Raw genomic sequence first — 23,973 nt, 5'->3', positions numbered from 1 at the left:
GTGCAGGACCTGCTGCCCTTCTACGAGCGCGAACTCGGCTACCTGCGCCGGTACGGCCGCGAGTTCGCCGAACGCTACCCCAAGATCGCCAACCGCCTGCTGTTGTCGGCGGAGGGCAGTGAAGACCCCCATGTCGAGCGCCTGATCGAATCATTCGCGCTGCTGAGCGCACGTGTTTCCAAGAAGATCGACGACGACTATCCGGAATTCACCGACGCGCTGCTGGAGGTGATGTACCCCCATTACCTGCGTAGCTTCCCGTCGTGTTCGATCGCCCGGTTCGACGCCGGCCCCGGAACCACGCGACTCAGCGGCCCGGTACGCATTCCACGCGGCACCATGCTGCAGTCGCGGTCGGTGCGCGGGGTTCCCTGCAGGTTCCGCACCGCATTCGATGTCGAGCTGCTGCCGTTGTCGCTGGTGTCGGCACGCTATCGCGGCGTGGCGGACGCGCCGCTGGCGGTGACCCTGCCGCAGGGAAGCGGCGCGCAGATTTCACTGAGCTTCGAGCTCGCATCGGCGCAGGTGTCATTCGCCGAGCTGGATGGCGCCATTCTGCGTCTGTTCGCCGACGGCGAGCCGTCACTGCGCGCGGCGCTGCGCGATGCGCTCGCCCTGCAGGTGCTGGGTGCGTACGTCGAAGCCGATGGCGACGGACGCTGGCGGCGACTGGAGAACAGCCCGTTGCAGCCGACAGGCTTCGACGAGAGCGACGCGCTGATTGACTTTCCCGCGCGTTCGCACCCGGCGTACCGCCTGCTGACCGAGTTCTTCGCGTTCCCGGACAAATTCGGGTTCTTCGATCTGCCATTGCGCGACGTCACCGCCGGAGCCAGCCGGCGTTTCACCGTGCATCTGGTGTTGCGCGGTGCGGGGCCCGAGCATGCCGCGTCGCGCGTGCTGGAAGGTCTCTCGTCCGATCATCTGCTCGCCGGCTGCACCCCGGTCGTCAACCTGTTCCGGCAACGTGGCGAACCGATCCGCGTCACCCAGCGTGTCGACAGTTACCCCGTGCTCGCCGACGCGCGGCGTGCGTTCGCCTATGACGTCCACGCCATCGAATCGGTGGTCCGCATCAGGCAGACACCCCAGGGTGAACAGATACAGGAATTCCGCCCGTTCTACTCGCTCCACCATGGCGAGGACCCGGAGCGCAGCGGGCACTACTGGGTGTCGCAGCGCAATGAGGACGTCGAGCGTGTGAGCCCGGGTTACGAGACCGAGTTGTCCTTCGTCGATCTCGATTTCAACCCGGTCGTGCCACGAACCGACGTGGTCAGCGTGGAACTGACCTGCAGCAATCGCGACCTTCCCACGCAGCTCACGTTCGGCGTCACCGGGGGAGATCTCAGCATGGAAGGCGGCGCGCCGGTGCGCAGCATCGCGATGCTGCGCAAGCCCTCGGCGCCACTGCGGTTCCGTCGCGGACGCGGTGCGCAATGGCGGCTGATCTCGCACCTGGCGCTGAACCATCTGTCGCTGACCCAGGCGGGCCTGCCTGCGCTCAAGGAGATGCTGCGGCTGTATGACCTCGCATCGACCGACGTGTCGCGGCGGCAGATCGACGGCATCGTCGCGATCGAACATGTCGCCGCGACCGAGTGGATGCCGGGGCGACACTTCGCATCGGTGGTGCGCGGCATCGAGATCCGCCTGTCCATCGAGGAGAACGATTTCGTCGGCAGCGGCATCGCCGGCTTCGCGCAGGTCCTCGACCGCTTCTTCGGCCTGTACGTCCACGCCAACAGCTTCACCCGCCTGGTTCTGCTGTCGGCCCGCAATGGGGAGGAGCTGGTGCGATGCGACGCGCGCAGCGGCGAATCGACGCTGGTCTGATCCAGCAACTGGCGGAGCAACCGCAGCGCTTCGGATTCTTCCAGGCGATGCGGTTGCTCGAGCAGCTGTTCCACCGCCAGGGCGTCAAAGCAGGCGATGCGTTGCCGTTGCAGGTGCGCTTCCGCAACTCGTTGTCGCTGGGGTTTCCGGCCAGCGAACTCGGCGACATGGCGCTGTACGACCTGGAAGGCGTCGAACTGAAGGGCGGCGAAGCGCTCGATGAAGCGCTGGCGGGTTTGCGTGTTGGGCAGGTACATCTCACGCCTGCTTTCATGGGCCTGCTCGGCGCCACCGGGGCGCTGCCACTGCACTACACCGAAACGCTGGCCGACCGCGAGCTCTACCGGCGCGACCGCGCGGCCCGGGCGTTCCTCGACATCTTCACCACTCGCATGGTCGCGCTGCATTACGGCGCATGGAAGAAGTACCGGCTTGCGCTTCAGTACGAACTGGACCGCCGCGAGCGCTTCCTGCCACTGGTGCTGTCGCTGGCAGGGCTCGGCCTCCCGGGACTGCGAGAGCGGATGGTGGACGGCGAAGGCGACCTCTTCGACCAGGCCGTGGCCTACCACGCCGGCGCGATCCGTCAGCGGCCGGTGTCGGCGATCACCGTGCAGAGGATCCTTGGCGACTACTTCGGTGTGCCGGTGCGCGTCGAGCAGTTCGTCGGCGCCTGGTACCGGGTGCCGACAGCGCAGCGCACCCTGCTCGGGTCGGGCACTGCCCGGCTCGGATCCACGGCGCTCGCCGGCGACCGTGTCTGGCAGCGTGACCTGCGCATGCGCTTGCACCTGGGGCCGCTGGACCGCGGCCACTTCGATGCCTTCCTGCCCGGGGGCGCGGCTGCGGCGTCGCTGGCCAAATGGCTCACGCTTCTGCTTGGATCCTCGCTCGAGTACGAGGTCCGCCTGTTGCTGCGCGCGGAGGATGTCCGCGGCGCCAGCCTCGGCGAACACGGCGTACGCCTCGGCTGGGACAGCTACCTGTGTACGCGCGCGGCGCCGATGCCGCGGGATGACACCCGCTACGAACTCCATACCGTCCACTAGCCACTTCATTCACGACCCGGAACGCGTCGCGCAAGGACCGCACACCCATGAGCATCAGCCTCAAGACCCTGATCGGCAAACTCGACACCACCTGCCGGCAGGCCGCCGAACGCGCCGCCAACCTGTGCATGGCGCGCGGGCATTACGAAGTCGATCTCGAACACCTGTTCCTCGCGCTGCTCGAGCATCCGCAGTGCGACTTCGTGCTGATCGCCCGCCGCAGCGGCATCTCCCCGGACACCCTGCAGCGCGAGCTCGAGGCCGAGATCGGCCGCTTCCGCAGCGGCAACACGCGCACGCCGGTGTTCTCGCAGCACCTGCCGACGCTGTTCGAGCACGCGTGGCTGATCGCGTCGCTCGACTCTGGCACCACGCGGATCCGCAGCGGCCACCTGCTGCTGGCACTGTTGACCGAGCCAGGCCTTTCACAACTCGCGATGCGCGGCTCGAAACAGTTCGCGCGCTTCAAGCATGACGACCTCAAGCACAACTTTGCCGCGTTGACCGAAGGGTCGCAGGAGGCGGGCGAAGGCGTGCGCTTTGCGGGCGCGACGGATCCGGGTGGGGATACCACTGCAGGTGATCCGCCGGGGTCCGACGGCGGCCTGTCGAAGACACCGGCGCTGGACCAGTTCACCACCAACCTCACCCAACGCGCACGCGATGGCCATATCGACCCGGTCATCGGCCGCGATGGCGAGATCCGCCAGCTGGTGGACATCCTGCTGCGGCGCAGGCAGAACAATCCGATCCTCACCGGCGAGGCCGGCGTCGGCAAGACCGCCGTGGTCGAGGGCCTGGCACTGCGCATTGCCGATGCCGACGTGCCGGCCGTGCTGCAAGGCGTGGAGCTGCACGTGCTCGACATGGGCCTGCTGCAGGCCGGCGCCAGCGTCAAGGGCGAGTTCGAGAACCGCCTGAAGAACGTGATCGATGAGGTCCGGAAGAGCCCGCACCCGATCATCCTGTTCATCGACGAGGCGCACACCATGATCGGCGCCGGGGGCGCCGCCGGGCAGAACGACGCCGCCAACCTGCTCAAGCCGGCGCTGGCGCGTGGTGAATTGCGGACCATCGCCGCGACGACCTGGAGTGAATACAAGAAGTACTTCGAGAAGGACGCGGCACTCGCGCGCCGCTTCCAGGTGGTCAAGGTGGATGAACCGAGCGAGCCGATCGCGGCGGCGATGCTGCGCGGGATCGTGCCGCTGATGGAACGGCACTTCGGGATCCGCGTGCTCGACGAAGCGGTGACCGAAGCCGTGCGGCTGTCGCATCGTTATATCAGCGGACGGCAGTTGCCGGACAAGGCGGTGGGTGTGCTCGATACCGCATGCGCGAAGGTGGCGCTGGGGCAGAGCGCCACGCCGGCCGCCATCGAGGACACCCGGCGTCAGCTCGAGCGCATGGATGCGGAACTCACCGCGCTGTCGCGCGAAGCCGCAGGCGGTGCCAAGGAGCACGCCGAGCGCATCTCCGCGATCGAACTCGCGCAGGCACAGGCGAGGGCACAGCTCGGGACACTCGAGACGCGCCTGACGAAAGAGCAGGAACTGGCCGGGCGGATCCAGGCGCTGCGCGCCGGGCTCGAATCCCGCCAGGGACAGACCGACGTCGGGCAGCCCGACGTGGCGGAGGCGGAGGCCGGGGTCGCCGTTGCAACGCGACGCAAAGCAGGGCGCGGCAAGTCGAAAACCGTCGCTGCGGAGCCCCCCAGCGAGCTCGAGACCCTGCTCGTGCAACTGCGTGAACTCCAGGGCGAGTCGCCGATGGTGCCGCTGCAGGTGGACGGTACCGTGGTGGCCGAGATCGTCTCCGCATGGACGGGGATTCCGCTCGGGCGCATGGTCAAGGACGAGATCCGTACCGTGCGCAACCTCAAACCGCTGCTGGCCGAGCGGGTGATCGGCCAGGACCATGCGCTCGATGCCATCGCCCAGCGCGTGCGCACCGCGACCGCACGCCTCGAGGATCCGGACAAGCCGCGCGGCGTGTTCCTGTTCGTCGGTCCTTCCGGCGTGGGCAAGACCGAGACCGCGCTGGCGCTGGCCGACATCCTCTACGGCGGCGAGAAGAAGCTGGTCACCATCAACATGAGCGAGTACCAGGAGGCCCACAGCGTCTCCGGGCTCAAGGGCTCGCCGCCGGGTTATGTCGGCTATGGCGAGGGCGGGGTACTCACAGAAGCGGTGCGCCGCAATCCGTACAGCGTGGTACTGCTCGACGAGGTGGAGAAGGCGCACCCGGATGTGCTGGAGATGTTCTTCCAGGTGTTCGACAAGGGCGCGATGGACGATGCGGAAGGCCGCGAGATCGATTTCCGCAACACGCTGATCATCCTGACCTCGAACGTCGGATCGCCGCAGATCATGCAGGCCTGCCTCAACAAGCCAGCGGAGGAGATACCGGCCGCCGATGCGCTGGCGGAATCCTTGCGCCCGGTGCTGATGAAGCACTTCAAGCCCGCCTTCCTGGGCAGGCTCAAGGTGGTGCCGTACTACCCGATCAGCGACGACGTGCTCGCCTCGATCATCGCCCTCAAGCTGCAGCGCATCCGCGACCGCGTGCTGGCCAACCACAAGTCGAGCTTCGATTGGGATGATGGGCTGGTGGATGCGGTGTTGCAGCGTTGCACCGAGGTGGACTCCGGGGCCCGCAACGTCGACCACATCCTCAATGGGACCCTGTTGCCCGAAATCGCGGACACGGTACTGGAAAGCATGGCCGAAGGCGGTAAGATCAGCCGCATCAGGGTCACTGCCGGGCGCAACGGCGATTTCAGATACAGGGTGGCCTGATACACGGACGAACGACCACAAGGAGATGGAGATGGATTTCTACGGATTCGACCGCGCCGCCGCGATGGCGCATTGCGACAGCCTTTCGCTTGGCCGTGCCGGCCGCGAGACCTCCGCGATCTGCAGCTGGAACCGTGTACGCCCCGAGCACGTCGTCGACCTGCTCGACCGCGCGGCTCCAGAGGCCCGTGCCGATGCCCGTGATCTTTCGGCATTGATCGCGCGGATGCCGTGGCGCATCCGCAACCAGCCGGCCGCCCAGGGTGGCGCGCGACTGGTCAACAACGTGCGCGAGATCGAGGTGTCGGTGGCCAGCCGCACCTGGCGCCTGCACTGCACCGAGACCCCGTCGCTGAAGCTCGAACGTATCAGCGCCTGATTCACCCGCACGCTGCGGACCGGATGGCCAGGATGCCTTCCGGCAGGAGACCGACATGGATGCCGTCGCCACACTGACAACCGCGCTTCTCGCCGCTCCCGGCCAGCGTGACCGGCTGCTTCGCCTGCATACACCGTTCGGCCCGGATGTGCTGGTGGCTGAAGTGTTCCGCGGCGAGGAGCGTCTGGGCGGTGGCGGGTTCCGCTTCGAGATCACCGCACTTTCGGTGGACGCCCATCTGGATCTGGACACACTGCTGGGCAAGCCGGTCCTGCTCGAACTGCTGTGTGCGGACTCACCCGTGCGGCGCCCGTTCCACGGCCATGTGACGGCGTTCGAACAGCTCGGCAGCAATGGCGGACTGGCGCGCTATCGCCTGCGGGTGGAGCCGTGGCTTGCCTTCCTGCGTCAGCGCGTCGACAGCTACGTGTTCCAGGGCCGGACGCTGGTACAGGTCCTCGAGGACGTCTTTGCCGATTACGCCGAGGCCGGAGCCCTCACCCCCGCATGGCGGTGGGATCTGCAGGACGCCGCGGTGTACCCGGTGCGCAGCCTGACGACGCAATACCAGGAGAGCGACTTCGCGTTCGTCGAGCGGCTGCTCGCCGACGAGGGACTGTTCTACTGGTTCGAACACGAAGGTGCGCCGGGCGACGACACCCTCGGCCGCCATGTAATGGTGATCGCCGACCACAACGAGGCCTGCGCCGAACTGGGCACGGTGCGTTATCACCGCGCCGATGCCACCGAGCGGGCCGACAGCTTGCAGCGCTGGTCACCGGCGCGACGCCTGCACCCGACACGCCTGGCGCGCGCCAGCTGGGATTACCGGAGCGTGGGCTTGCGGCCTGCCTCCGCGGAGTCCGTTGCCGTGCACGCCGATGTTGTCATCGAGGATACCGACGTCACCGCCCCCTATGCGTGGTGCGACGGGGCGCATGGGGCACGGTTGGCCGCCAGGCAACTCGAAGCCGTGCAGGCGACTGCCTGCACGGGCGCCGGCGCGGGAACCTGGCGACGGATGGCGCCGGGCAGTCGTTTTTCGGTCAGCCAGCATCCGCAAGTGGGCGACGAAGCGCATCTGTGTGTCGGGGTGACGCACGATGCGCGGAACAATCTCGGCGCCGAGGTATTCGATGCGCTTGAACAGGCGCTGGGTGCGGTGGCGCTGCCGGGAATTCCGCTTCCCGAGGCACTCGGGGGCGGCGGTAAAGCGGATGCAGTGGCGCTTGAACTGCTCTCCGTTCCGGCGCAGCGCGGTAGCGCGAATGGGACGCCCCTGGAGAGGTCAGCGTCGCCAGCAGGTGCAACTGCCGTCGAGCCCAACGACTTCTATCGCAATACGTTCTCCATGCAGCCGGCGGACGTCGCCTATCGGACACGCATGTCTGACGAACGCGGCGAACGCATGCATCCCAGGCCGACGGTCCATGGCACGCAGGTGGCCATCGTCGTCAGCGATGGCGCGCCGCTGACCACCGATCGCGACCACCGCATCAAGGTGCAGTTTCCGTGGCAGCGCGGTGGCGACTCCAGCACGCGCTTGGCCCATCCCGGCGGCGACGACAACGCCCCAGGCGACGACGGTGCATGGACATGGGTGCGCGTCGCCACGCCCTGGGCGGGCGACAACTGGGGTGGGGTGGTGGTGCCGCGGCGCGGCCAGGAAGTGCTGGTCGCGTTCATCGAAGGCGACATCGACCGGCCGGTCATCGTGGGTAGCGTCTACAACGGCCGTGGCCAGCCGGATGCACCGCACAACCAGGCTGGCGCAGGTGCCGGCGGCGCCACCGCCAATGCGGCGGCCTGGTTCGAGGGCAACGCGCACGCCGCGGTCTACACCGGTTTCAAATCGCAGGCACTGGCCGACAGCCAGGGCGGCACCGGTGGCTACCAGCAGCTTCGTTTCGACGACACACCGGGGCAGGGACGCACACAGGCCGCCACCACCCAGCACGCGACCACGTTGACGCTTGGCCACCTCAAGGGCGGCGAGGACAACGTGCGCGTGGGCGAACGCGGCTTTGGCGCGGAGCTGTCGACGCAGGCCGGTGGCGCGGTGCGCGCCGGCAGCGGCCTGCTGTTGACCACCGAACCCGGTCACCAGCAGCTCACGGCCCGAACGGCGCTGGGCCAGCTGGCTGACAGCGCGGAACTCACAACCACGCTGCTGAAGATCGCAGCCGGTCAGCAGGCAGGGCTGCCAGAGGAATCCGCAATGCTTCCCGTTCAACAGAGCCATGAAACCCTGCAAGAGAGTCTGGCCGCCACCCAGCAAGGCGGTGCGGTCGCGGCGGAGGTCAGCGGAGCCATCGGAGGTGGCGTCGGCGAGGCACCAGGCTGGAGCGCGCCGCATCTGCTTGCGACCGGCACCGATGGCGTCGTCACCCTGACGCCGGCCGACCAGAGCTGGGTGTCGGGCACGCAAACCGCGCTGGTCGCCGGAGCCGACCTCGACTGGATGAGCCAGGCCTGCCACGTGACTGCGGTTGCCGGCGGCATCGCATTGTTCACCCAGGGAAGCGAGCCAGCGGCCGGCAAGCCGAACCGGGAAACCGGCATCGCAATGCATGCGGCGCAAGGCAAAGTCAGCGCACGTGCCCACCGCAATGAAGCCAAGGCGGCCGCGAAGACAAAGGTCACTATCGCCAGTACGCAGGCCGATATCGAAATCGCGGCACCTGCGAAGCACGTGCTACTCACCGCTCAAGGCGCCTACCTGAAGCTCGAGGGCGGCAACATCGAGCTGGGTGCGCCGGGGGTGGTGGAGTTCAAGGCATCCAGCAAGGAGCTGGCCGGACCGAAGAGTGCGAGTGGGCAGGCGCCGGTGCTGGGCGAAGGCGATCCGAGGTTCTGCGAGCTGAGCGCAAAGCGGGGCGATGCTGGTGGTGCAGGCGTTATCGCCTTGGATTGAGCGAATGATCGTCGAACTCGACCACAGGCTGTTCCTCGCGCAGGACTACGCCATCATCAATCCGATGCAGGTTGGCAGGGAGGCATACTCCGACCTGAGTCCGCTTCGATTGCAGCCGAAGGGGCTTGAGCGGCACGAACATATCCTGCCATTGCTCGTTGATTTGAAAAGCCTGGAGGCGGCTCATCGGATCGAGCTGCTGGAACGCACCCTGAGCTGGGCACAGCGCCATCACATGCCTCTCTTCAGTGCGCTGTTTTCAAGCGAACACACGTACGCTCAGGTGTTTTCGGAGCTTCTGCGCCGCACGGTGCTCCAGCGAGAAGGTGGGCAGCGCGTTTGGCTGCGTTATTACGACCCCCGCGTATTCCGGCATTTGCAATGGCTGCTCGATGACGAACAACTGGCGACACTCATGGGGTCAGCGCAAACATGGCTAGGCTTCGATCCACTGTGCAGGCGTTGGCATCAGTGGACCCGACCTAATGCGGCGAAAGGCCTGTACCTCCGCTTGGACTCCGAACAATGGCAGGCGGTGAGTCACCTTGAAGCGCTGAATCGTTGCTTGCGTGATCTCGCTGAAATGGGGCAGGAATCAGGCGACGATATAGCCAAGCGTGTGCTGGAAGGTTTGCTTGTGGCCCGTAGACAAGGGTTGGCGCATTTTTCCGATGCGGCCCTATTTGCGCTTCAGCAGCTCGAGTACGGGCCGGAATTCGCTCTTTTTCCGGCTGTAGCTCTAAGGCTGCAGCGGGCGCGTGAGCAGGGGATCAGCTACAGCTCGGCCTGCCGTGGCTTATCGAATGACGATCTTGCCTGCCGCTCAGGCGTTGCGTGAGACTTGTACAAGGACTGACGAGCATGACAGCAACCGATCAATCACAATCACAGGCATGCGAGAACTGCTCGAGGTTCGGGTTGCCAATCCTGCCGGTCCGCTACGCGGTGGCGCGCAGCGACGACGCTGTCAGAAGAAAGGCCCCAGAGCTCGAGGCGCCGTTTGGAGAAGGAGTGCTATCGGTCGGGTTACCGGACGGCGCTAGCTACACGCTTCGCCTCCTGCGGAGTGGCTACTTGTACGCCTTCAACGAGTCCAGTGACGTATGGACAGCGTACCAAGTAGACAACTACGGTGACTTGACCGAGTTCGATATCCGAGATCCCGCGCCTCCACCGCAGGAGGATGGGCCGCAGGCAGTGTGTTCGCGGCACGGCATACCGTCGCTTGCGAGATGCATCGTGATTCCGGACGCCAAGCAGGCGACGACGTTGTGGCTGGCTTTCAGCGCGTCGCCCTGGACGCCGGCAGTTGTCGCGAACCACCGACAGGCAGCGTATCGGCAGCGCCATATGCGACGCATCGATTTGGCGGCTTGGGTGGCTACCTCTTCGGCGCAGCCGCACTTGGCCAACCTCTATCAAGCAATGGATCAAGTCTCCGAGTTCAAGCTGGCATCGGAGTATCGGCCCTATGCGGATGATCAACGCGGCATCCGAACGTTGGCTACGATAGCGGTGACGCCGGGGAGCCTGCCGTTCGAACATAGCCTGTCCGATTGCATCAGCCTGGACCGAGGTCGCGTCGATGACCTGAGTGCGAAGGCGCGAGAGTGCGCAAGGCAGACGGCCCCCGATCACCCCGAAGGCGTGACGCCGGCATTGCTGGCATTGGAAGACCCGATCGGCATTGCGGCCGATCTCAATCAACTGGCGCTTGAGCGCATTGCCGAATGGGAGCAGGACACCGAGCGGACCGAAATGAAAGCTTCGGCCTCGGCTATCGTGTCCTTGCGCGAGGCGATCAAGAACGGCGCACTGGAAGAGGAGCAGGAGCGGCGTAAAGATGGCGCCCTCTTGCGCCATGCCATCGTGGGCGTGCTGGCCGGCCGGACAGCCCGGGACCAGCTGTCGGTGCCGGTACAGGACTGGGATGACGACTGGTTCAAAGTTGAGGGTGAAGAGACCGTTCTGAGACTCGGGGAGCAGTCCTGGGAGAAGTACCGCAAGCATCTCAAGGATGGGGATGGCTACGAAAGGTGGCTGACGGAGACCTACCCAGCGGAGCAGGCAACGTTCTATCAAGCCCATGTCCAGGCGTTGGACGAAGCACTCGTGCAGTGGCTGCAGGCGCCGCTGCTGCGGGAGCACATGATGTGCACCTTCGATCCGGCCGACGTCGACAGCGGCATCCAGTACCAGGAGGCGGTGGCGGTGATCCTGCAGGATGCGGCATCGCGGGGTGTGGTGTTCAACCATATCGCCCGCTGCCTGAAAGAGGATGACCCGCGGGATCCTGCGTCGATCGTGCTGCGGGCACAGGTCTGGAATCAGGATGAGGCGGTGGCCGCGTGGATGTCCGCCGTCGCTGGACAGAACGACCGGCCTTCGATCGACTGGGGTACGTTGACGGCAGGGCTGTTCAATGCGCTCAAGGAGCTGCTCGACGCGCAGGGCGCCGGCAAGCTGACCGGCGCGTTCGAGAACCTGGCCAAGTACACCGAGCAGCTGGCGGGCCCGCTGACGCGCATGGTGGGCCAGTACGTTGGCGATCTTGCGACCGGCGCGGTCGTGCAACTGCCGCACAAGATGCAGATGGGGCTATTGGGTGCTTTGGTGCAGGTGGACGCCCCGCGGGTGGAGATCATCGATCTGGTGGGTCACATGAGCCCGCAGAGCGCCTCGCGCGCATTGGCGGCGACCATCGCGTTGCAGGCGGGCCTGCCGGACCGGGCGAGCGCGGGCCGTCCGGCGCGTGAGGCGCTGCGTGCGGGCGGCGCGCCGACGAGCGGGCCGGGCGGGATGCGGTTCGGGTACGTGGTGCTGGCCAACGCGGATCAGGTGCGGCTGATGAACGCACTGAACATCCGCGCGATCTCGCCGGGCGACAGTTACCGGAACGCGTTGCCGCAGCACTACCGGACGCACCAGTTCCATGCGTTGCTGCGGCAGAGCGTGGGCCAGTTGGGGAATTGGTCGCTGGGTTATGGGGTGGTGGGCCTGATTCTGGCAGGCGGCAGCCTGGGGCAGTTGAGCGAGGAATACAAGAAAGCGGCCCCGGGCGTGCGCGGGCTGAAGGCGGCCAACTTCGGCGCGGGCGTGGTGGGGCTGCTGGGCGGCAGCGCGGAGGTGGTCGGCGCGGCGGGACACCGATTGCCGTGGTTTTCGCAGAGGCTGTCGAACCCCAATCGCTGGTGGTTGCGCAATGCGACCACGCGGGCGCAATTGATTGCCGGAGTGGGACGCTGGTTGACGGGGATTGGTGGGGTGGTGATGGGCGCAGTGATGATTATTGAGGGAAATAATGATCGCGCAATTAGCTCAGTTTATGGAAGCGCAATGATGGTGACGGGAGGCGCTCTTGCTATTTCATCAGTCCTGATTGTACTTGGCTGGGCTATTCCTTTGGCTATAGCACTGCTAATTCTCGCCGCTGTTGTTACTGTGGTGCTCTCGTGGCTTAAGCCGAATGAAATGGAACGTTGGCTAGACAAGGTTATGCATTTTGGAAATAACGCTTCGGGTGTATATCCAGACTTGGAAGTTCAGGGTGAAGCTATGACGGCTTTGCAACAGGTGCGTTGACATGTTGAGTGGATGGATTCCGAAATTTAAACTGGATCGCGGCTTGGACGATCATGAGCGTGGCCATTACCTGCCTTACGATACACCGCAGCCGTTCAGTCCCGATGATGCGGTCGGATTGATACGATTCAATTCGACATATGTTGATTTTGTGGATCGTACCTTCAAAATAAAAGGAATGGCTGCCACTGCGTTTTCTGTGTGCGTTTCCGCTTTTCTTTTATATATGTTTCTATCGGTCGCTATTGGCGATTACGGCAATTTGAGTTTGTCGGAGTGGTTAACGACGATCTTAATATTATCGCCAGTTTTTGTTGGCGGAGTTGTCTTGTTCTGGGTAATCTATCTTGGAAAAGACCTCTTTCAATACACCTATTACCCAGTCCGCTTCAACCGCAAGACCCGCAAGGTGTACGTCTTCCGTCACAACGGCCCCGACGGCACGGTGACATTGCCTTGGGGCGATCCGAACGTGTATTTCCATATCGGGCAGGGGGGACAGAACAAGGACCTGCGCGACCTGCGTTGCCACGTGTTGGACCGCAATCGGCAGGTGCAGCAGACCTTCACCGTAGGCCATTTCTGGGATCACGAGAACCGCGTCCGCGAAGAATGGGAGCTGATCCGGCGCTACATGGAAGATGGCCCGGACAGATGCTTCGACCATCCTGCGGACCGCATGATCGCGTTGTCCACGCGGATGACATGGCGCAACAGTTGGCTGATGGTGTGCCTGATGATGGGCACCATCCTGTATCCCCTGCGCTGGAGCCTGCTGTTCCCGCTCTATGGGGCGCTGACGCTGAGCCGCTGGTTAACCATGAAAAGTTGCCGGACGCCGGTGTTTCCGCCGGAGGTGGAGGCGCAGTGCGCCATCGCACCGGGAGACCCCTATCAATTACCGGAGCCGACGTTCATGGCGGAATTCGCGACCAGTCAGGCAATCGATGCGCGCTCTGCACAACGCCACCGGGAGCGTCAGCGATGGTGGTACTAGAGCGTTCGCTGCGTTCTCCATCGACAGCGTTGGCGGTAGCCAGACAGCTTCTCAGGCTGTATCGCCGGATCTACTTCTCCTCTTCTTTCCGGCGGTGAGCATTGCGTGCCGTACGCATGTCCTGGGGTTGTCGCTAGAATCACCCCGCCGCCATTCCGGCGGCAGGGGAGCAACAAGGGAAGGTTATGCAGAAGAAGCTCTGGATGCGTGGTGCGGTGCTGGGGTGTGCGCTGGCGATGGCGGGTGCGGTGTCGGCACAGGACCGGGAAGTGCGCGAGGTGGAATCGCAGGACGGTTCATACACCGGCGAGATCATCGGAACGCCGGCCGACGGCAGCAAGTTCGCGCAGCTGCGGATCGGCATGAGCATGCAGGACGTGCAGGAAATCATGGATGGCACGCCTGATCGCTTCCACACCTACGAGTCGGGCAAGCGCTGGATCCCGTTCTACTTCGGCAACGACGCCACGCGCATGCAGGCGCTGTTCCGCGACGAGGGCTGCCTGATCTTCACTGGTGGCAACGTGTGGGGCGCCGCTGGTGGTGACCTGATCCAGATCGACGTCGACCCCTCGGGCGAGTGCTACCAGCCCTGACGAGGGTGGAGTGGAGCGCTGCGAAGCGCGCGCTCAAGCCGCGATGCGCGGCACGGGCATGGTGGTGAGACCTGCCCCGTGTCCGCGCGTTTTTTTTTGAACTCGCCGGACACCACCTTGACGCCAGACGGCCGATGATGCGGTCTGGCGGTCAACGAGGTGTGGCGTCATGGGCATGATGGTCGAGGGCAGTTGGCGTCCTGATGTCGACAGGCTGGTCGATGCGTCGGGCGCGCTGCAACGCCCTTCGTCGGTATTCCGCAACTGGGTGACGGCCGATGGCGCCGCGGGTCCGACCGGCGAGGGTGGCTTCAAGGCCGAGGCCGGGCGGTACCACCTGTACGTGGCGCGGGCCTGTCCATGGGCGCATCGCACGACGATCTTCCGTGAACTGAAGGGACTCCAGGACCATATCGGGCTGTCGGTCACCCATTGGCTGATGGCCGAGGACGGGTGGACCTTCGACCACGCGCCGGGCGTCATCGGTGATCCGGTCAACGGTACCGACGCCGTGTGGCAGCTCTATGCGAAGTCGGAATCCGGGTATAGCGGACGTGTCACGGTGCCGGTGCTGTGGGACAAGCAGAAATCGCGCATCGTCAGCAACGAATCGGCCGACATCCTCCGCATGTTCAACAGTGCGTTCGATGCCGTTGGCGCTTCCCAGGGCGACTACACGCCAGCGGACCTGCTGGCGCAGATCGATGGCGTCAACGAGCGGATCTATACGGGTCTCAACAATGGCGTCTACCGCGCTGGATTCGCGCGCAGCCAGGAGGCCTACGACAGCGCCGTCGCCGAAGTGTTCGAAACCCTCGACTGGCTCGAGGAAATCCTGTCGCGGCAGACCTTCCTGTGTGGAGACCGTCTGACCGAGGCCGACTGGCGCTTGTTCACCACGCTGCTGCGGTTCGACGCGGTGTACCACGGACATTTCAAGTGCAACATCCGCCGGCTGGTGGACTATCCGGCGCTGTGGTCCTACACCCGCGAGCTGTACGCGCATCCGGCCGTTGCGCCCACCGTGGACTTCGACCATATCAAGCGGCACTACTACCAGAGCCATCGGCATATCAATCCCACCGCGGTGGTGCCGGCAGGGCCGGAGATCGATTTCACGATCGCGCCGGATCGTGCGCATGCGGCGACATGGGCGTGAGAGGCGTGCGCCCGCGTCTGACATGCCATGGCCGCGTGTCGCCGGTAATGGAAACGCGCCGGAGGAGCTGATGAACCCATGGCTGCTTGCAGGTGCCGCGATCGCGATCCTGATCGGCGCGGTGCTGCCGCTGCAGGCGCTGGTCAATGCGCGTCTCGGCCAGGTCACCGGCGGCGCCCTGTTTGCGTCGTTCGTGTCGTTCCTGGTCGGCACGCTGGTGCTGGCGGTGGCGGTCATCGCCACCCGCGCGCGCTGGCCGTCGATGTCGACCGTCACCGTGCAGCCGGGCTGGATCTGGCTGGGCGGTGTGATCGGCGCGGCATACGTGCTGAGTGCGACGGTGCTGGTGCCGCGGATCGGCGCTGCGTCGCTGATCTGCCTGATCGTCCTCGGCCAGCTGGTGGGTTCGCTGCTGCTTGACCACTACGGCGTGCTGTCGGACGTGCGGCCGATCGATGCGATACGGGTGCTGGGCGCAGTGCTGGTCGCAGTGGGCGCCGTGCTCGTCGTCCGGCCCTGGGCCGCGGGGTAGGCCTACTCGCCGTCGCGGGCGGGGCCGAGCACGAGCTCGGTGGCCTCGCTATTCGGCAGCGTGACTCGCACCGGGGCACTCGACAGGTCGCCATCCTGCGGGGTGGCCGAGCCGCTCGACGAAATCCGTGCAAGCACCTCGACCTCCTGCAGCGCCGACAGCGGCTGGGTGGGCATCGGGCTGTCGGCATCGCCAAGCACGATGTCCAGTGGGAGGTCGGCGACCGTATGGCGTTGCGCCGCGACCGGCATCGGCGGGCCGTCCGGTGCACGTGCGATCACGAACACCACCGCGGCCGGGTCGAGCCGCACGCGGGCGGCGAAGTCCGGATCCAGCACGACGCGCACGCGCAGGCCTTCGCCGGCAGCGGTGTCCACGGGGTCGGGGTCGGGCAGCGGATCAAGGCCGGCATGCACGCGGGCCTCGTTGATCTGCAGGCGCAGGCCTGCCGCCGCCTCGCCGCCCAGGGTCGGCAGCAGTGGCTCCCAGGTGGCGGCCGCTTCGGCGCTGCGGCCGTGCTGGCGATAGCCGATGCCGAGGAACAGCCGCGCACGATGCTGGGCGGTGTCGAGTTCCAGCACGCGTTCGAGGATGCCGATCGCCTCGTCGTCGAAGCGGCGCTGCGCATCGGCGCGCGAGCGCGACTCCGCGTATTCGGTCTGCAGGCCGAGGTCCTCCGGATCCAGGCGCGCAGCGCGTGCAAACGCATCGCGCGCCTCTGCGTAGCGCTCCTGCTGCTGCAACGCACGACCAAGCAGCCGCCAGCCTTCGACCTGGCGCGGATCGCGCTCGAGGTCCGCCTGCAACTGGGTGATGGCCTGCTCGAGGGTTTCGGGCGCGCGGCGCTGCGCGGGGTCCAGGCCGGCGGGCGTGCCGACCAGCTGGTAGAGGCTCAAGGCCATCATCGGTATCGCGATCACGAGGCCCGCGAACAGCGGGCGCGAGCCGCGCAGCGGCCATGCCAGCACCACGGCGGCAACCAGCGCCAGCAACGTGGCGAGCACGAAATACGGGGCCATCACCACTCCTGCGTGTCGTCGTGCGGAACCGCGCCGTCGCGGCTGCGGCGGCGCACGATCCGCCAGACCAGCACGCCGCCACCCAGCAGCAGCAAGGCCGGGCCGAACCACAGCACGAAGGTGGCGGCACCCACGCGCGGCCGGTACAGCACGAACTCGCCATAGCGGTCGACCAGGTACTGGCGGATCTCGGCATCACCCATGCCGCGCCGCATCAACGTCAGTACCTCGCGACGCAGGTCGTGCGCGATCTGCGCGTTGGAATCGGCCAGCGACTGGTTCTGGCACATCACGCAGCGCAGTTCGGCGATCAGGCTGCGGAAGCGCTTCTCCTCCACCGCGTCGGCGAACTCCAGCGGTGCCGGATCCTGCGCCGCCTGTGCCTGCACCGCCGACAGCGGCAGGGCCGCCAGCAGGATGCCCAGCAATGCAAGCAGCACCGTCCTCATCCGCCGATCGCCTCCAGCGCCGGCAGCAGGCGCTCGCGCACGGTGTCGTCGGTCATCGGGCCGACATGCTTCCAGCGCACGATCCCTTCCGCATCCACCAGGAAGGTCTCGGGTGCGCCGTAGATGCCCCATTCGATCGCGTTGTGACCCTCGTAATCCACCAGTACCACCCAGTAGGGATTGCCGAACTGTTCCAGCCAGCGCAGCGCATCGGCGCGCTCGTCCTTCCAGTTGTAGCCGACCACGCGCACGCGACGGGTCTCGGCAAAGCGGGTCAGCACGCCGTGCTCCTCGCGACAGCCGGGGCACCAGCTGCCCCAGACATTGAGCAGGTAGGGCGCGCCGCGCAGCTCGGCATCGGTCACCAGCCGCCCGGCCTCGTGCAGTGCCGGCAGGCGGAATGCCGGCGCCTGCTTGCCGATCAGCGGCGAGGGCAGGGCGTCGCGGTCGGGGTCGCGGCTCAGCCACACGCCGGCCGCCAGCAGCGCCGCGATCAGGCCGAATGCCGCGAGCGGTAGCCAGCGCTGCAGCTTCATGGTGCGCCGACCTTCGGCGCGGCGCCGGTGGCAGGACGACGCGGCGCGACACGGAAGCGGCGGTCGAAAGCCGTCACCAGCCCGCCCAGCGCCATCAGTGCGGCGCCTGTCCAGATCCAGCGCACGAAGGGTTTGACGTGCACGCGCACCGCCCAGGCGTCGTCGCCCAGAGGTTCGCCCAGTGCCACGTAGACGTCACCGAGCACGCCGGGCCGGATCGCGGCTTCCGTCATCACCTGGCCGCCGCTGGCGTAATGGCGCTTCTCGGGATGCATCACCGTTTCGCGGTTGTTGCGCAGCATCACCACGCGGCCGCGGTCGGCCATGTAGTTGGGGCCGCGCACGCGCTCGACACCTTCGAAGCGGAAGCTGTCGCGGCCCATCTCCAGGGTCTGGCCCGGGCGCAGCGCCACCTCGCGCTGCAGGTTCATCGCCTCCACCAGCAACGCGCCGACCAGGAACACCGCGACGCCAGCGTGGCCGAGCAGCATGCCGACCAGTTCCGGGGTAAAGCGGCCGTTGCCGCGGATCCGCGTCCACGCGAAGTACGCCGTGCCGGCGCCGACCCACAGCGCGCCGGCCACGCCAATGCCGACCTTCCATGGCCCCTGCGGCGCCATGAAATAACCGAATGCACCCGCCACCAGCGCCAGCACCAGCCACGGCCGCGCGATCTTCAGCAGCCGCGGCGTGTCGTCGCGCTGCCAGCGCGTCAGAGGCCCGAACGGCAGCAGCAGTACCAGCGGCGCCATCAGCAACAGGAACAGCAGCCCGAAGTAGGGCGGGCCGACGGAAATCTTGCCGAGGTCGAGCGCGTCGGCCAGCAGCGGATACAGCGTGCCCAGCAGCACCATCGCGCAGGCCGCCACCAGCAGCAGGTTGTTGAGTAGCAGCAGCGTTTCGCGCGAGGTGCCGGCGAAGGGCTTGCCGTCCTCGACGTCGGGTGCTCGCAGCGCGTACAGCAGCAGCGAGCCACCCACGACGATGCCGAGGAACACCAGGATGAACAGCCCGCGCGCCGGATCGGCGGCGAAGCTGTGCACGCTGGTCAGCACGCCCGAGCGCACCAGGAACGCGCCCAGCAGCGACAGCGAGAAGGTGGCGATGGCCAGCAGCAGCGTCCAGCCGCGGAAGCTGCCGCGCTTTTCGGTGACCGCCTGCGAATGGATCAGCGCGGCGCCGGCCAGCCACGGCATGAAGCTGGCGTTCTCGACCGGATCCCAGAACCACCAGCCACCCCAGCCGAGCTCGTAGTACGCCCACCAGCTGCCGAGCGCGATGCCGACGGTGAGGAACGCCCACGCGATGTTGGTCCAGGGCCGCGTCCAGCGCAGCCAGCGGGCATCCACGCGTCCATCCAGCAGTGCGGCAATCGCGAACGCGAACGGCACCACGAAGCCGGCATAGCCCACGTACAGCAGCGGCGGATGCACGATCATCCCCGGGTCCTGCAGCAGCGGGTTGAGGTCGCGGCCTTCCATCGCCGCCGGCAACAGGCGCTCGAACGGATTGCTGGTGAACACCAGGAAGGCGAGGAAGCCGAACGACACCGCGCCCATCACCGCCAGTACGCGTGCGATCACCACCGGCGGCAGGTTGCGCGACCACAGCGCGACCGCGCCATTCCACAGCGCGATGATCAGCACCCAGAACAGCAGCGAGCCTTCGTGGTTGCCCCATACCGCGGTGATCCGGTAGACCAACGGCAGCAGGGTGTTCGAATTCTCGGCGACGTAGCGCACCGAGAAGTCCTGCGCCACGAAGGCCCAGGTCAGCACCAGATAGGCAATGAACACCAGCGCCAGCTGCACGTGTGCGGCCGGGCGTGCGGTGCGCATCCACGCGGGAATGCCACGCTGCGCACCGAACAGCGGCAGCGTGGCCTGCATCAGCGATGCGATCAGCGCCAGCAGCAGCGCGATCTGGCCGAGTTCAGGCAGCATCGCGCGATCCGCTGGCGGTCGGAAGGAATCCCCAGGACACAGGCATCAGCGCGGCATGTCCTGGCCGGCGCCATCGGCCGCTTCGTCGATGCCGTGCTTCTGGTGGGCCACGCCCATCTTGTCGGCGAGTTCCTTGGGCATGTAGGTCTCGTCGTGCTTGGCCAGCACTTCCTCGGCCATGAACACCCCATCGCGCATACGCCCGGTGGCGACCACCGCCTGGTTCTCGCGGAACAGATCGGGCAACAGGCCGGTATAGAGCACCGGCAGTACGGCATCGCCATCCGACACCAGGAAGCGCGACTCCAGCGAACCCGAAGGCCGCTCGAACGAGCCCTCGGCCACCATGCCGCCCAGGCGGAAGCGGGCCTCGCCCGATGCCACCGGCGCACCGGCGCGGCCATCGAGGATTTCCGCGGGCGTGTAGAGGTAGGCGATGTTGCGCTGCAGGGCCATCGCGACCAGCGTGGTGGACACGCCGGCGGCCAGCACCAGCGCCAGCACGAACCACAGGCGGCGGCGTCGGGTCGGGTTCATCGGTCGAGGTCTCCCCGTTTCAGGTTGGCGGCGCGGCGCGCGGCCAGCAGCCGGACGCCGCGCAGCAGCCGGCGGATGCGGATATGCGGCACCACGAAGTCCCACAGCAGCACCGCGACGAACACCAGATAGGCGGCGAGTACGTAACCGGCGTAGGTCATTGCAGCCATGCCCCAGTGTCGCAGCAGGCGCCGCGGATGGTCTTGATCCTGATCATGCGGGCCCGGACCTCGTGGGCATCCGCTCGGCCAGCCTGCGCACCCAGTCCTTGCCGCCCTCGCGATAGAGGTTGTCGGCGCGGGCGCGTGCCAGCAGCGAGCCGGCGAACCAGAACTTGGTGCCCACCACCAGCCAGATCAACGGCGGCAGCATGCTCGGGTCCATCGAGGATTCGCCGAACACGCGGATCGTCTGCCCCTGGTGCAGCGAGTTCCACCACACCACCGAATAGCGGATCACCGGCAGCAGCGCCACGCCGACGATCGCCAGCAGGGAGGCCGCGCGCGCGGCGGCGCGACGGTCGTCGATGGCGTGGTACAGGCCGATCACCCCGAGATACATGAACAGCAGGATCAGCTCGCTGGTCAGGCGCGGGTCCCAGTCCCACCAGGTGCCCCACATCGGCCGGCCCCAGATGCTGCCGGTCGCCAGGGTGATCACGGTGAAGGCGGCGCCGATCGGCGCGCAGGCCATCGCCAGGATCTCGCACAGCTTGATGCGCCAGATCAGCGCGATCGCGGCGTAGAACGCCATCAGGCCGTAGACCGCCAGGCTCATCCAGGCACTCGGTACATGGATGTAGAGGATGCGGAAGCTGTCGCCCTGCTGGTAGTCGGCCGGCACCTGGAACAGCGCGCCGTACAGGCCCCAACCCATCAGCAGCACCCCCAGCCCGTAGCACCATGGCGCCCAGCGCGCGGCGAAGCGGTCGAAGGTGGGGGGTGAACCGAGTTGATGGAACCAGCGGACGACGGGGTTCATGCGTTTCCAGCGGCCACCGCGTGGGCGGTGGTCAATTGAGGGCGATGCGGATGGCGGCCGCGGCGGCCACCGGTGCCAGCACCAGTGCCAGCACCAGGCCCGCCGCCAGCAGCAGCAGGCCACCGGTGGGGTCCTGGCCCTGACCGGCCTGGGTGACACAGCCGACCCCGAACACCAGCACGGGCACGTACAGGGGCAGTGCCAGCAGGGACAGGAGGATACCCGAGCGGCGCATGCCGACGGTTAATGCCGCCACCACCGCACCGATCAGGCTCAGCAGCGGAGTGCCCAGCGCGAGTGCGGCCATCAGCACGGCCAGCTGGGCGCGCGGCAGCTGCATCAGTTCCGCCAGCACCGGCGCGGCGACCAGCAGTGGCAGTGCGGTGGTCGCCCAGTGCAGCGCGGTGCGCACGAGCACCAGCCAGGCCAGCGGCAGCGGGGACAGCATCCACTGTTCCAGCGAGCCGTCCTCGGCATCGCCGCGGAACAGGGTGTCCAGCGCCAGCAGGCCGGCCAGCAGCACCGCCACCCACAGCACGCCGGGTGCCACGCCGGCCAGTGTCGCGGCGTCACCGCCCAGGGCGAGGCCGAACAGCACCACCACCATCAGTGCGAACAGGGCCGGCTGCAGGGCGTCGCCGCGGCGGCGCCACAGCAGACGCAGGTCGCGGGCGACGAGGGCCGCGGCAGCGGTGCGCAGGGTCGGGCGCCTCACGCCAGCACCTCCACCACGGCGTCGTCCCCGGTGCTGCCACCGAGCACCAGTTCACGCGTACGCACCGGCGGCGCGGCGTAGGCGCCGTGGGTGGTCACCAGCGCGGCGCCGCCGGAACGCAACTGCGCCTGCACCATGCGGTTCACCAGTTCGATGCCATCGAGGTCGAGGTTGGCGTAGGGCTCGTCGAGCAGCCACAGCGGCGCCGGCGACAGCCACAGGCGCGCCAGCGACAGCCGCTTCTTCTGCCCGGCCGAGAGCTCGCGCAGGGCGGTGTCCTCGTAGCCGGCCAGGCCGACGATGCCCAGCGCCTGTTCCACCAGCTGCCCGCGGCGCAGCCCGTGCAGGCCGACCAGGAAGCGCAGGTTTTCCAGCGCGCTGAGGTCCGCCTTGAGCCCGGGCAGGTGCCCCAGATAGGCCATCGCCTGTGCGCGCAAGGCTGTCTTCGCGGCACGCCCGTCGATCTCGACCAGGCCGGCATCGGCACGCAGCAGGCCGGCCAGCACCCGCAGCAGGGTGGTCTTGCCGGCGCCATTGCCGCCGCGCACCAGCAGTGCCTCGCCGGCATCCACGGCGAAGTCGAGCGGACCGAACACGGGACGATCGTTGCGGCTGAAAGTGAGGCCCTGCGCGCTCAGGAGCGGCATGGACGGAGCGGAGTCGGGCATCGGCGCCGCGCAGGCAACGGTCGGAAGTGACCGCCCATTCTAGGCGCTCCGCGCGGCACGGACATCCCTTGCAGCGGCGGGTACACTGCGTTGCCCCCGTTGTTGGACAGGCGCACCGTGGCGATCGCAACCGACAGCAAGCTGCCGAAGGTCGGCACCACCATCTTCAGCACGATGTCGCAGCTCGCGGCCGAGCACGGCGCGGTCAACCTCGGCCAGGGCTTCCCCGATTTCGAGGTGCCGGCACGGCTGGTCGATGAACTCGAGCGCGCCATGCGCGCAGGGCACAACCAGTACGCGCCGATGACCGGGATCCCGGCACTGCGCGCGGCAATCGCCGGCAAGACGGAGCGCGTGTACGGCTACCGGCCGGATGCCGACGCCGGGGTGACCGTTACCAGCGGGGCGACCGAGGCGCTGTTCAACGCCATCCACGCGGTGGTGCGCGCCGGCGACGAGGTGATCGTGCTCGACCCGGCCTACGACAGCTACGAGCCGGCGATCGAGCTGGCCGGTGCGCAGGCGGTGCACGTGGCGCTCGACCCGCGCAGCTTCGCGGTGGACTGGGCTGCGGTGCGCGCTGCGGTCACTCCGCGCACCCGCATGCTGATCGTCAACACCCCGCACAACCCGTCCGGGGCGATGTTCTCGGCCGGCGATATCGAGGCGCTGCAGGCGCTGCTCGACGAACACCCCCGGATCTGGTTGCTGTCCGACGAGGTCTACGAACACATCGTGTTCGACGGCGCACGCCACGAGTCGGCACTGCGCCATCCTGCGCTGCGCGAACGGGCGTTCGTGGTGTCGAGCTTCGGCAAGACCTACCACTGCACCGGCTGGAAGCTCGGCTACTGCATCGCCCCGCCGGCGCTGTCGGCGGAGTTCCGCAAGGTCCACCAGTACAACGTGTTCTGCACGTTCGCGCCGGCGCAGCATGCCTTCGCGGCAATGCTGGACGCCGAGCCGGAGCACTACGAGCAGTTGGGCGCGTTCTACCAGGCCAAGCGCGATCGTTTCCGCGAGCAGCTGCGCGACACGCGGCTGCAGCCGTTGCCGGTGGCGGGCGGTTATTTCCAGCTGGTGGACTATTCGGCGGTGAGCGATCTCGACGACGCCGCGTTCTGCCGATGGCTGACCATCGAGCACGGCGTGGCCGCCATCCCGCTGTCGCCGTTCTATGCGCAGCCGCCGCCAGGCCAGCGCCTGGCGAGGCTGTGCTTCGCCAAGAACGAAGCGACGCTCGATGCCGCCATCGAGCGCCTGCGCGCGCTGTAACGGCAGAC

General features: G+C 66.9%; 21 protein-coding genes. 12 read left to right on the top strand and 9 right to left on the bottom strand.

Annotated elements, in window-relative coordinates:
- The 11 genes from tssF (at position 1) to ERL55_RS08865 (ending at position 15,842) form a co-directional block, all read left to right on the top strand.
- Positions 1-1,836, top strand: a complete 1,836-nt coding sequence (gene tssF, locus ERL55_RS08915) for a type VI secretion system baseplate subunit TssF (RefSeq protein WP_129136108.1) — start codon at positions 1-3, stop codon at positions 1,834-1,836.
- Positions 1,800-2,885 (top strand): type VI secretion system baseplate subunit TssG, encoded by a 1,086-nt coding sequence (tssG, locus tag ERL55_RS08910; protein ID WP_129136107.1) that lies wholly within the window; start codon positions 1,800-1,802, stop codon positions 2,883-2,885. The genes tssF and tssG overlap by 37 nt, the downstream gene beginning before the upstream one ends.
- A 47-nt stretch (positions 2,886-2,932) precedes the next feature.
- Positions 2,933-5,683, top strand: a complete 2,751-nt coding sequence (gene tssH, locus ERL55_RS08905; RefSeq protein WP_129136106.1) for a type VI secretion system ATPase TssH — start codon at positions 2,933-2,935, stop codon at positions 5,681-5,683.
- A gap of 31 nt (positions 5,684-5,714) precedes the next feature.
- Positions 5,715-6,062, top strand: a complete 348-nt coding sequence (locus ERL55_RS08900; RefSeq protein WP_129136105.1) for a hypothetical protein — start codon at positions 5,715-5,717, stop codon at positions 6,060-6,062.
- Positions 6,063-6,117: 55 nt separating this feature from the next.
- The gene (locus ERL55_RS08895; RefSeq protein ID WP_129136104.1) at positions 6,118-8,976 is read left to right on the top strand and encodes a type VI secretion system Vgr family protein; all 2,859 of its coding nucleotides are present in this window, start codon (positions 6,118-6,120) and stop codon (positions 8,974-8,976) included.
- A gap of 4 nt (positions 8,977-8,980) precedes the next feature.
- Entirely contained in the window at positions 8,981-9,814 is an 834-nt protein-coding gene (locus tag ERL55_RS08890) for a DUF4123 domain-containing protein (protein ID WP_164972160.1), read from the top strand.
- Between the two features lie 23 nt (positions 9,815-9,837).
- Positions 9,838-12,558, top strand: a complete 2,721-nt coding sequence (locus tag ERL55_RS08885; protein WP_305791899.1) for a T6SS effector BTH_I2691 family protein — start codon at positions 9,838-9,840, stop codon at positions 12,556-12,558.
- Position 12,559: 1 nt separating this feature from the next.
- Positions 12,560-13,555 (top strand): DUF6708 domain-containing protein, encoded by a 996-nt coding sequence (locus ERL55_RS08880; protein WP_206733299.1) that lies wholly within the window; start codon positions 12,560-12,562, stop codon positions 13,553-13,555.
- A 185-nt stretch (positions 13,556-13,740) separates the two neighbouring features.
- Positions 13,741-14,151, top strand: a complete 411-nt coding sequence (locus ERL55_RS08875) for a hypothetical protein (protein ID WP_129136100.1) — start codon at positions 13,741-13,743, stop codon at positions 14,149-14,151.
- A 169-nt stretch (positions 14,152-14,320) separates the two neighbouring features.
- Positions 14,321-15,310: a glutathione S-transferase family protein gene (locus ERL55_RS08870; protein ID WP_129136099.1), complete on the top strand. Its 990-nt coding sequence runs from the start codon at positions 14,321-14,323 to the stop codon at positions 15,308-15,310.
- Between the two features lie 70 nt (positions 15,311-15,380).
- Positions 15,381-15,842 (top strand): DMT family transporter, encoded by a 462-nt coding sequence (locus ERL55_RS08865; RefSeq protein ID WP_164972159.1) that lies wholly within the window; start codon positions 15,381-15,383, stop codon positions 15,840-15,842.
- Positions 15,843-15,844: 2 nt separating this feature from the next.
- Here ERL55_RS08865 and ERL55_RS08860 read toward each other — a convergent pair whose 3' ends face one another.
- Genes ERL55_RS08860 through ccmA form a run of 9 tightly spaced genes read right to left on the bottom strand, consistent with a single transcriptional unit; the run spans position 15,845 to position 22,690 of the window.
- The gene (locus tag ERL55_RS08860; protein WP_129136097.1) at positions 15,845-16,861 is read right to left on the bottom strand and encodes a tetratricopeptide repeat protein; all 1,017 of its coding nucleotides are present in this window, start codon (positions 16,859-16,861) and stop codon (positions 15,845-15,847) included.
- Complete coding sequence (locus tag ERL55_RS08855; RefSeq protein ID WP_129136096.1) at positions 16,861-17,310, bottom strand: cytochrome c-type biogenesis protein; 450 nt, start codon at positions 17,308-17,310, stop codon at positions 16,861-16,863. The genes ERL55_RS08860 and ERL55_RS08855 overlap by 1 nt, the downstream gene beginning before the upstream one ends.
- A complete protein-coding gene (locus ERL55_RS08850) occupies positions 17,307-17,846 on the bottom strand; it encodes a DsbE family thiol:disulfide interchange protein (RefSeq protein WP_129136095.1) in 540 nt (179 codons plus the stop codon). The genes ERL55_RS08855 and ERL55_RS08850 overlap by 4 nt, the downstream gene beginning before the upstream one ends.
- Positions 17,843-19,789, bottom strand: a complete 1,947-nt coding sequence (locus ERL55_RS08845) for a heme lyase CcmF/NrfE family subunit (RefSeq protein WP_129136094.1) — start codon at positions 19,787-19,789, stop codon at positions 17,843-17,845. The genes ERL55_RS08850 and ERL55_RS08845 overlap by 4 nt, the downstream gene beginning before the upstream one ends.
- 45 nt (positions 19,790-19,834) lie before the next feature.
- A complete protein-coding gene (gene ccmE, locus ERL55_RS08840; protein WP_129136093.1) occupies positions 19,835-20,326 on the bottom strand; it encodes a cytochrome c maturation protein CcmE in 492 nt (163 codons plus the stop codon).
- Complete coding sequence (ccmD, locus tag ERL55_RS08835; RefSeq protein ID WP_232140943.1) at positions 20,323-20,496, bottom strand: heme exporter protein CcmD; 174 nt, start codon at positions 20,494-20,496, stop codon at positions 20,323-20,325. Before ccmD ends, ccmE begins: the two co-directional genes overlap by 4 nt.
- Positions 20,497-20,539: 43 nt before the next feature.
- Positions 20,540-21,307, bottom strand: coding sequence for a heme ABC transporter permease CcmC (ccmC, locus tag ERL55_RS08830; protein ID WP_129136092.1), 768 nt, complete (start codon positions 21,305-21,307; stop codon positions 20,540-20,542).
- 31 nt (positions 21,308-21,338) lie between these two features.
- Positions 21,339-22,022, bottom strand: a complete 684-nt coding sequence (gene ccmB / locus ERL55_RS08825) for a heme exporter protein CcmB (protein WP_129136091.1) — start codon at positions 22,020-22,022, stop codon at positions 21,339-21,341.
- Complete coding sequence (gene ccmA / locus ERL55_RS08820) at positions 22,019-22,690, bottom strand: heme ABC exporter ATP-binding protein CcmA (protein ID WP_129136090.1); 672 nt, start codon at positions 22,688-22,690, stop codon at positions 22,019-22,021. Before ccmA ends, ccmB begins: the two co-directional genes overlap by 4 nt.
- Positions 22,691-22,813: 123 nt before the next feature.
- Between ccmA and ERL55_RS08815 the strand changes: the two genes are divergently transcribed.
- Positions 22,814-23,965, top strand: coding sequence for a pyridoxal phosphate-dependent aminotransferase (locus tag ERL55_RS08815; RefSeq protein WP_129137288.1), 1,152 nt, complete (start codon positions 22,814-22,816; stop codon positions 23,963-23,965).
- Positions 23,966-23,973: the final 8 nt, after the last annotated feature.

Origin of the sequence: Luteimonas sp. YGD11-2 (assembly GCF_004118975.1) — a bacterium.
GTDB classification, from domain to species: domain Bacteria; phylum Pseudomonadota; class Gammaproteobacteria; order Xanthomonadales; family Xanthomonadaceae; genus Luteimonas; species Luteimonas muca.
The sequence above is the reverse complement of the archived record's forward strand: the minus strand, read 5'-3'. Positions and strand labels throughout refer to the sequence as shown.

Excerpts from the sequence above, each read along its gene's own strand:
- ERL55_RS08875 (WP_129136100.1), top strand. The coding sequence starts at position 13,741 with ATGCAGAAGAAGCTCTGGATGCGTGGTGCGGTGCTGGGGTGTGCGCTG.
- ccmA (WP_129136090.1), bottom strand. The coding sequence starts at position 22,690 with ATGCCCGACTCCGCTCCGTCCATGCCGCTCCTGAGCGCGCAGGGCCTC.
- ccmE (WP_129136093.1), bottom strand. The coding sequence starts at position 20,326 with ATGAACCCGACCCGACGCCGCCGCCTGTGGTTCGTGCTGGCGCTGGTG.
- ccmC (WP_129136092.1), bottom strand. The coding sequence starts at position 21,307 with ATGAACCCCGTCGTCCGCTGGTTCCATCAACTCGGTTCACCCCCCACC.
- ERL55_RS08860 (WP_129136097.1), bottom strand. The coding sequence starts at position 16,861 with ATGGCCCCGTATTTCGTGCTCGCCACGTTGCTGGCGCTGGTTGCCGCC.
- ERL55_RS08845 (WP_129136094.1), bottom strand. The coding sequence starts at position 19,789 with ATGCTGCCTGAACTCGGCCAGATCGCGCTGCTGCTGGCGCTGATCGCA.
- ERL55_RS08850 (WP_129136095.1), bottom strand. The coding sequence starts at position 17,846 with ATGAAGCTGCAGCGCTGGCTACCGCTCGCGGCATTCGGCCTGATCGCG.
- ERL55_RS08900 (WP_129136105.1), top strand. The coding sequence starts at position 5,715 with ATGGATTTCTACGGATTCGACCGCGCCGCCGCGATGGCGCATTGCGAC.
- ERL55_RS08890 (WP_164972160.1), top strand. The coding sequence starts at position 8,981 with ATGATCGTCGAACTCGACCACAGGCTGTTCCTCGCGCAGGACTACGCC.
- ERL55_RS08870 (WP_129136099.1), top strand. The coding sequence starts at position 14,321 with ATGGGCATGATGGTCGAGGGCAGTTGGCGTCCTGATGTCGACAGGCTG.
- ccmD (WP_232140943.1), bottom strand. The coding sequence starts at position 20,496 with ATGGCTGCAATGACCTACGCCGGTTACGTACTCGCCGCCTATCTGGTG.
- ERL55_RS08885 (WP_305791899.1), top strand. The coding sequence starts at position 9,838 with ATGACAGCAACCGATCAATCACAATCACAGGCATGCGAGAACTGCTCG.
- tssH (WP_129136106.1), top strand. The coding sequence starts at position 2,933 with ATGAGCATCAGCCTCAAGACCCTGATCGGCAAACTCGACACCACCTGC.
- ERL55_RS08895 (WP_129136104.1), top strand. The coding sequence starts at position 6,118 with ATGGATGCCGTCGCCACACTGACAACCGCGCTTCTCGCCGCTCCCGGC.
- ERL55_RS08865 (WP_164972159.1), top strand. The coding sequence starts at position 15,381 with ATGAACCCATGGCTGCTTGCAGGTGCCGCGATCGCGATCCTGATCGGC.
- ERL55_RS08855 (WP_129136096.1), bottom strand. The coding sequence starts at position 17,310 with ATGAGGACGGTGCTGCTTGCATTGCTGGGCATCCTGCTGGCGGCCCTG.
- ERL55_RS08880 (WP_206733299.1), top strand. The coding sequence starts at position 12,560 with ATGTTGAGTGGATGGATTCCGAAATTTAAACTGGATCGCGGCTTGGAC.
- tssG (WP_129136107.1), top strand. The coding sequence starts at position 1,800 with ATGCGACGCGCGCAGCGGCGAATCGACGCTGGTCTGATCCAGCAACTG.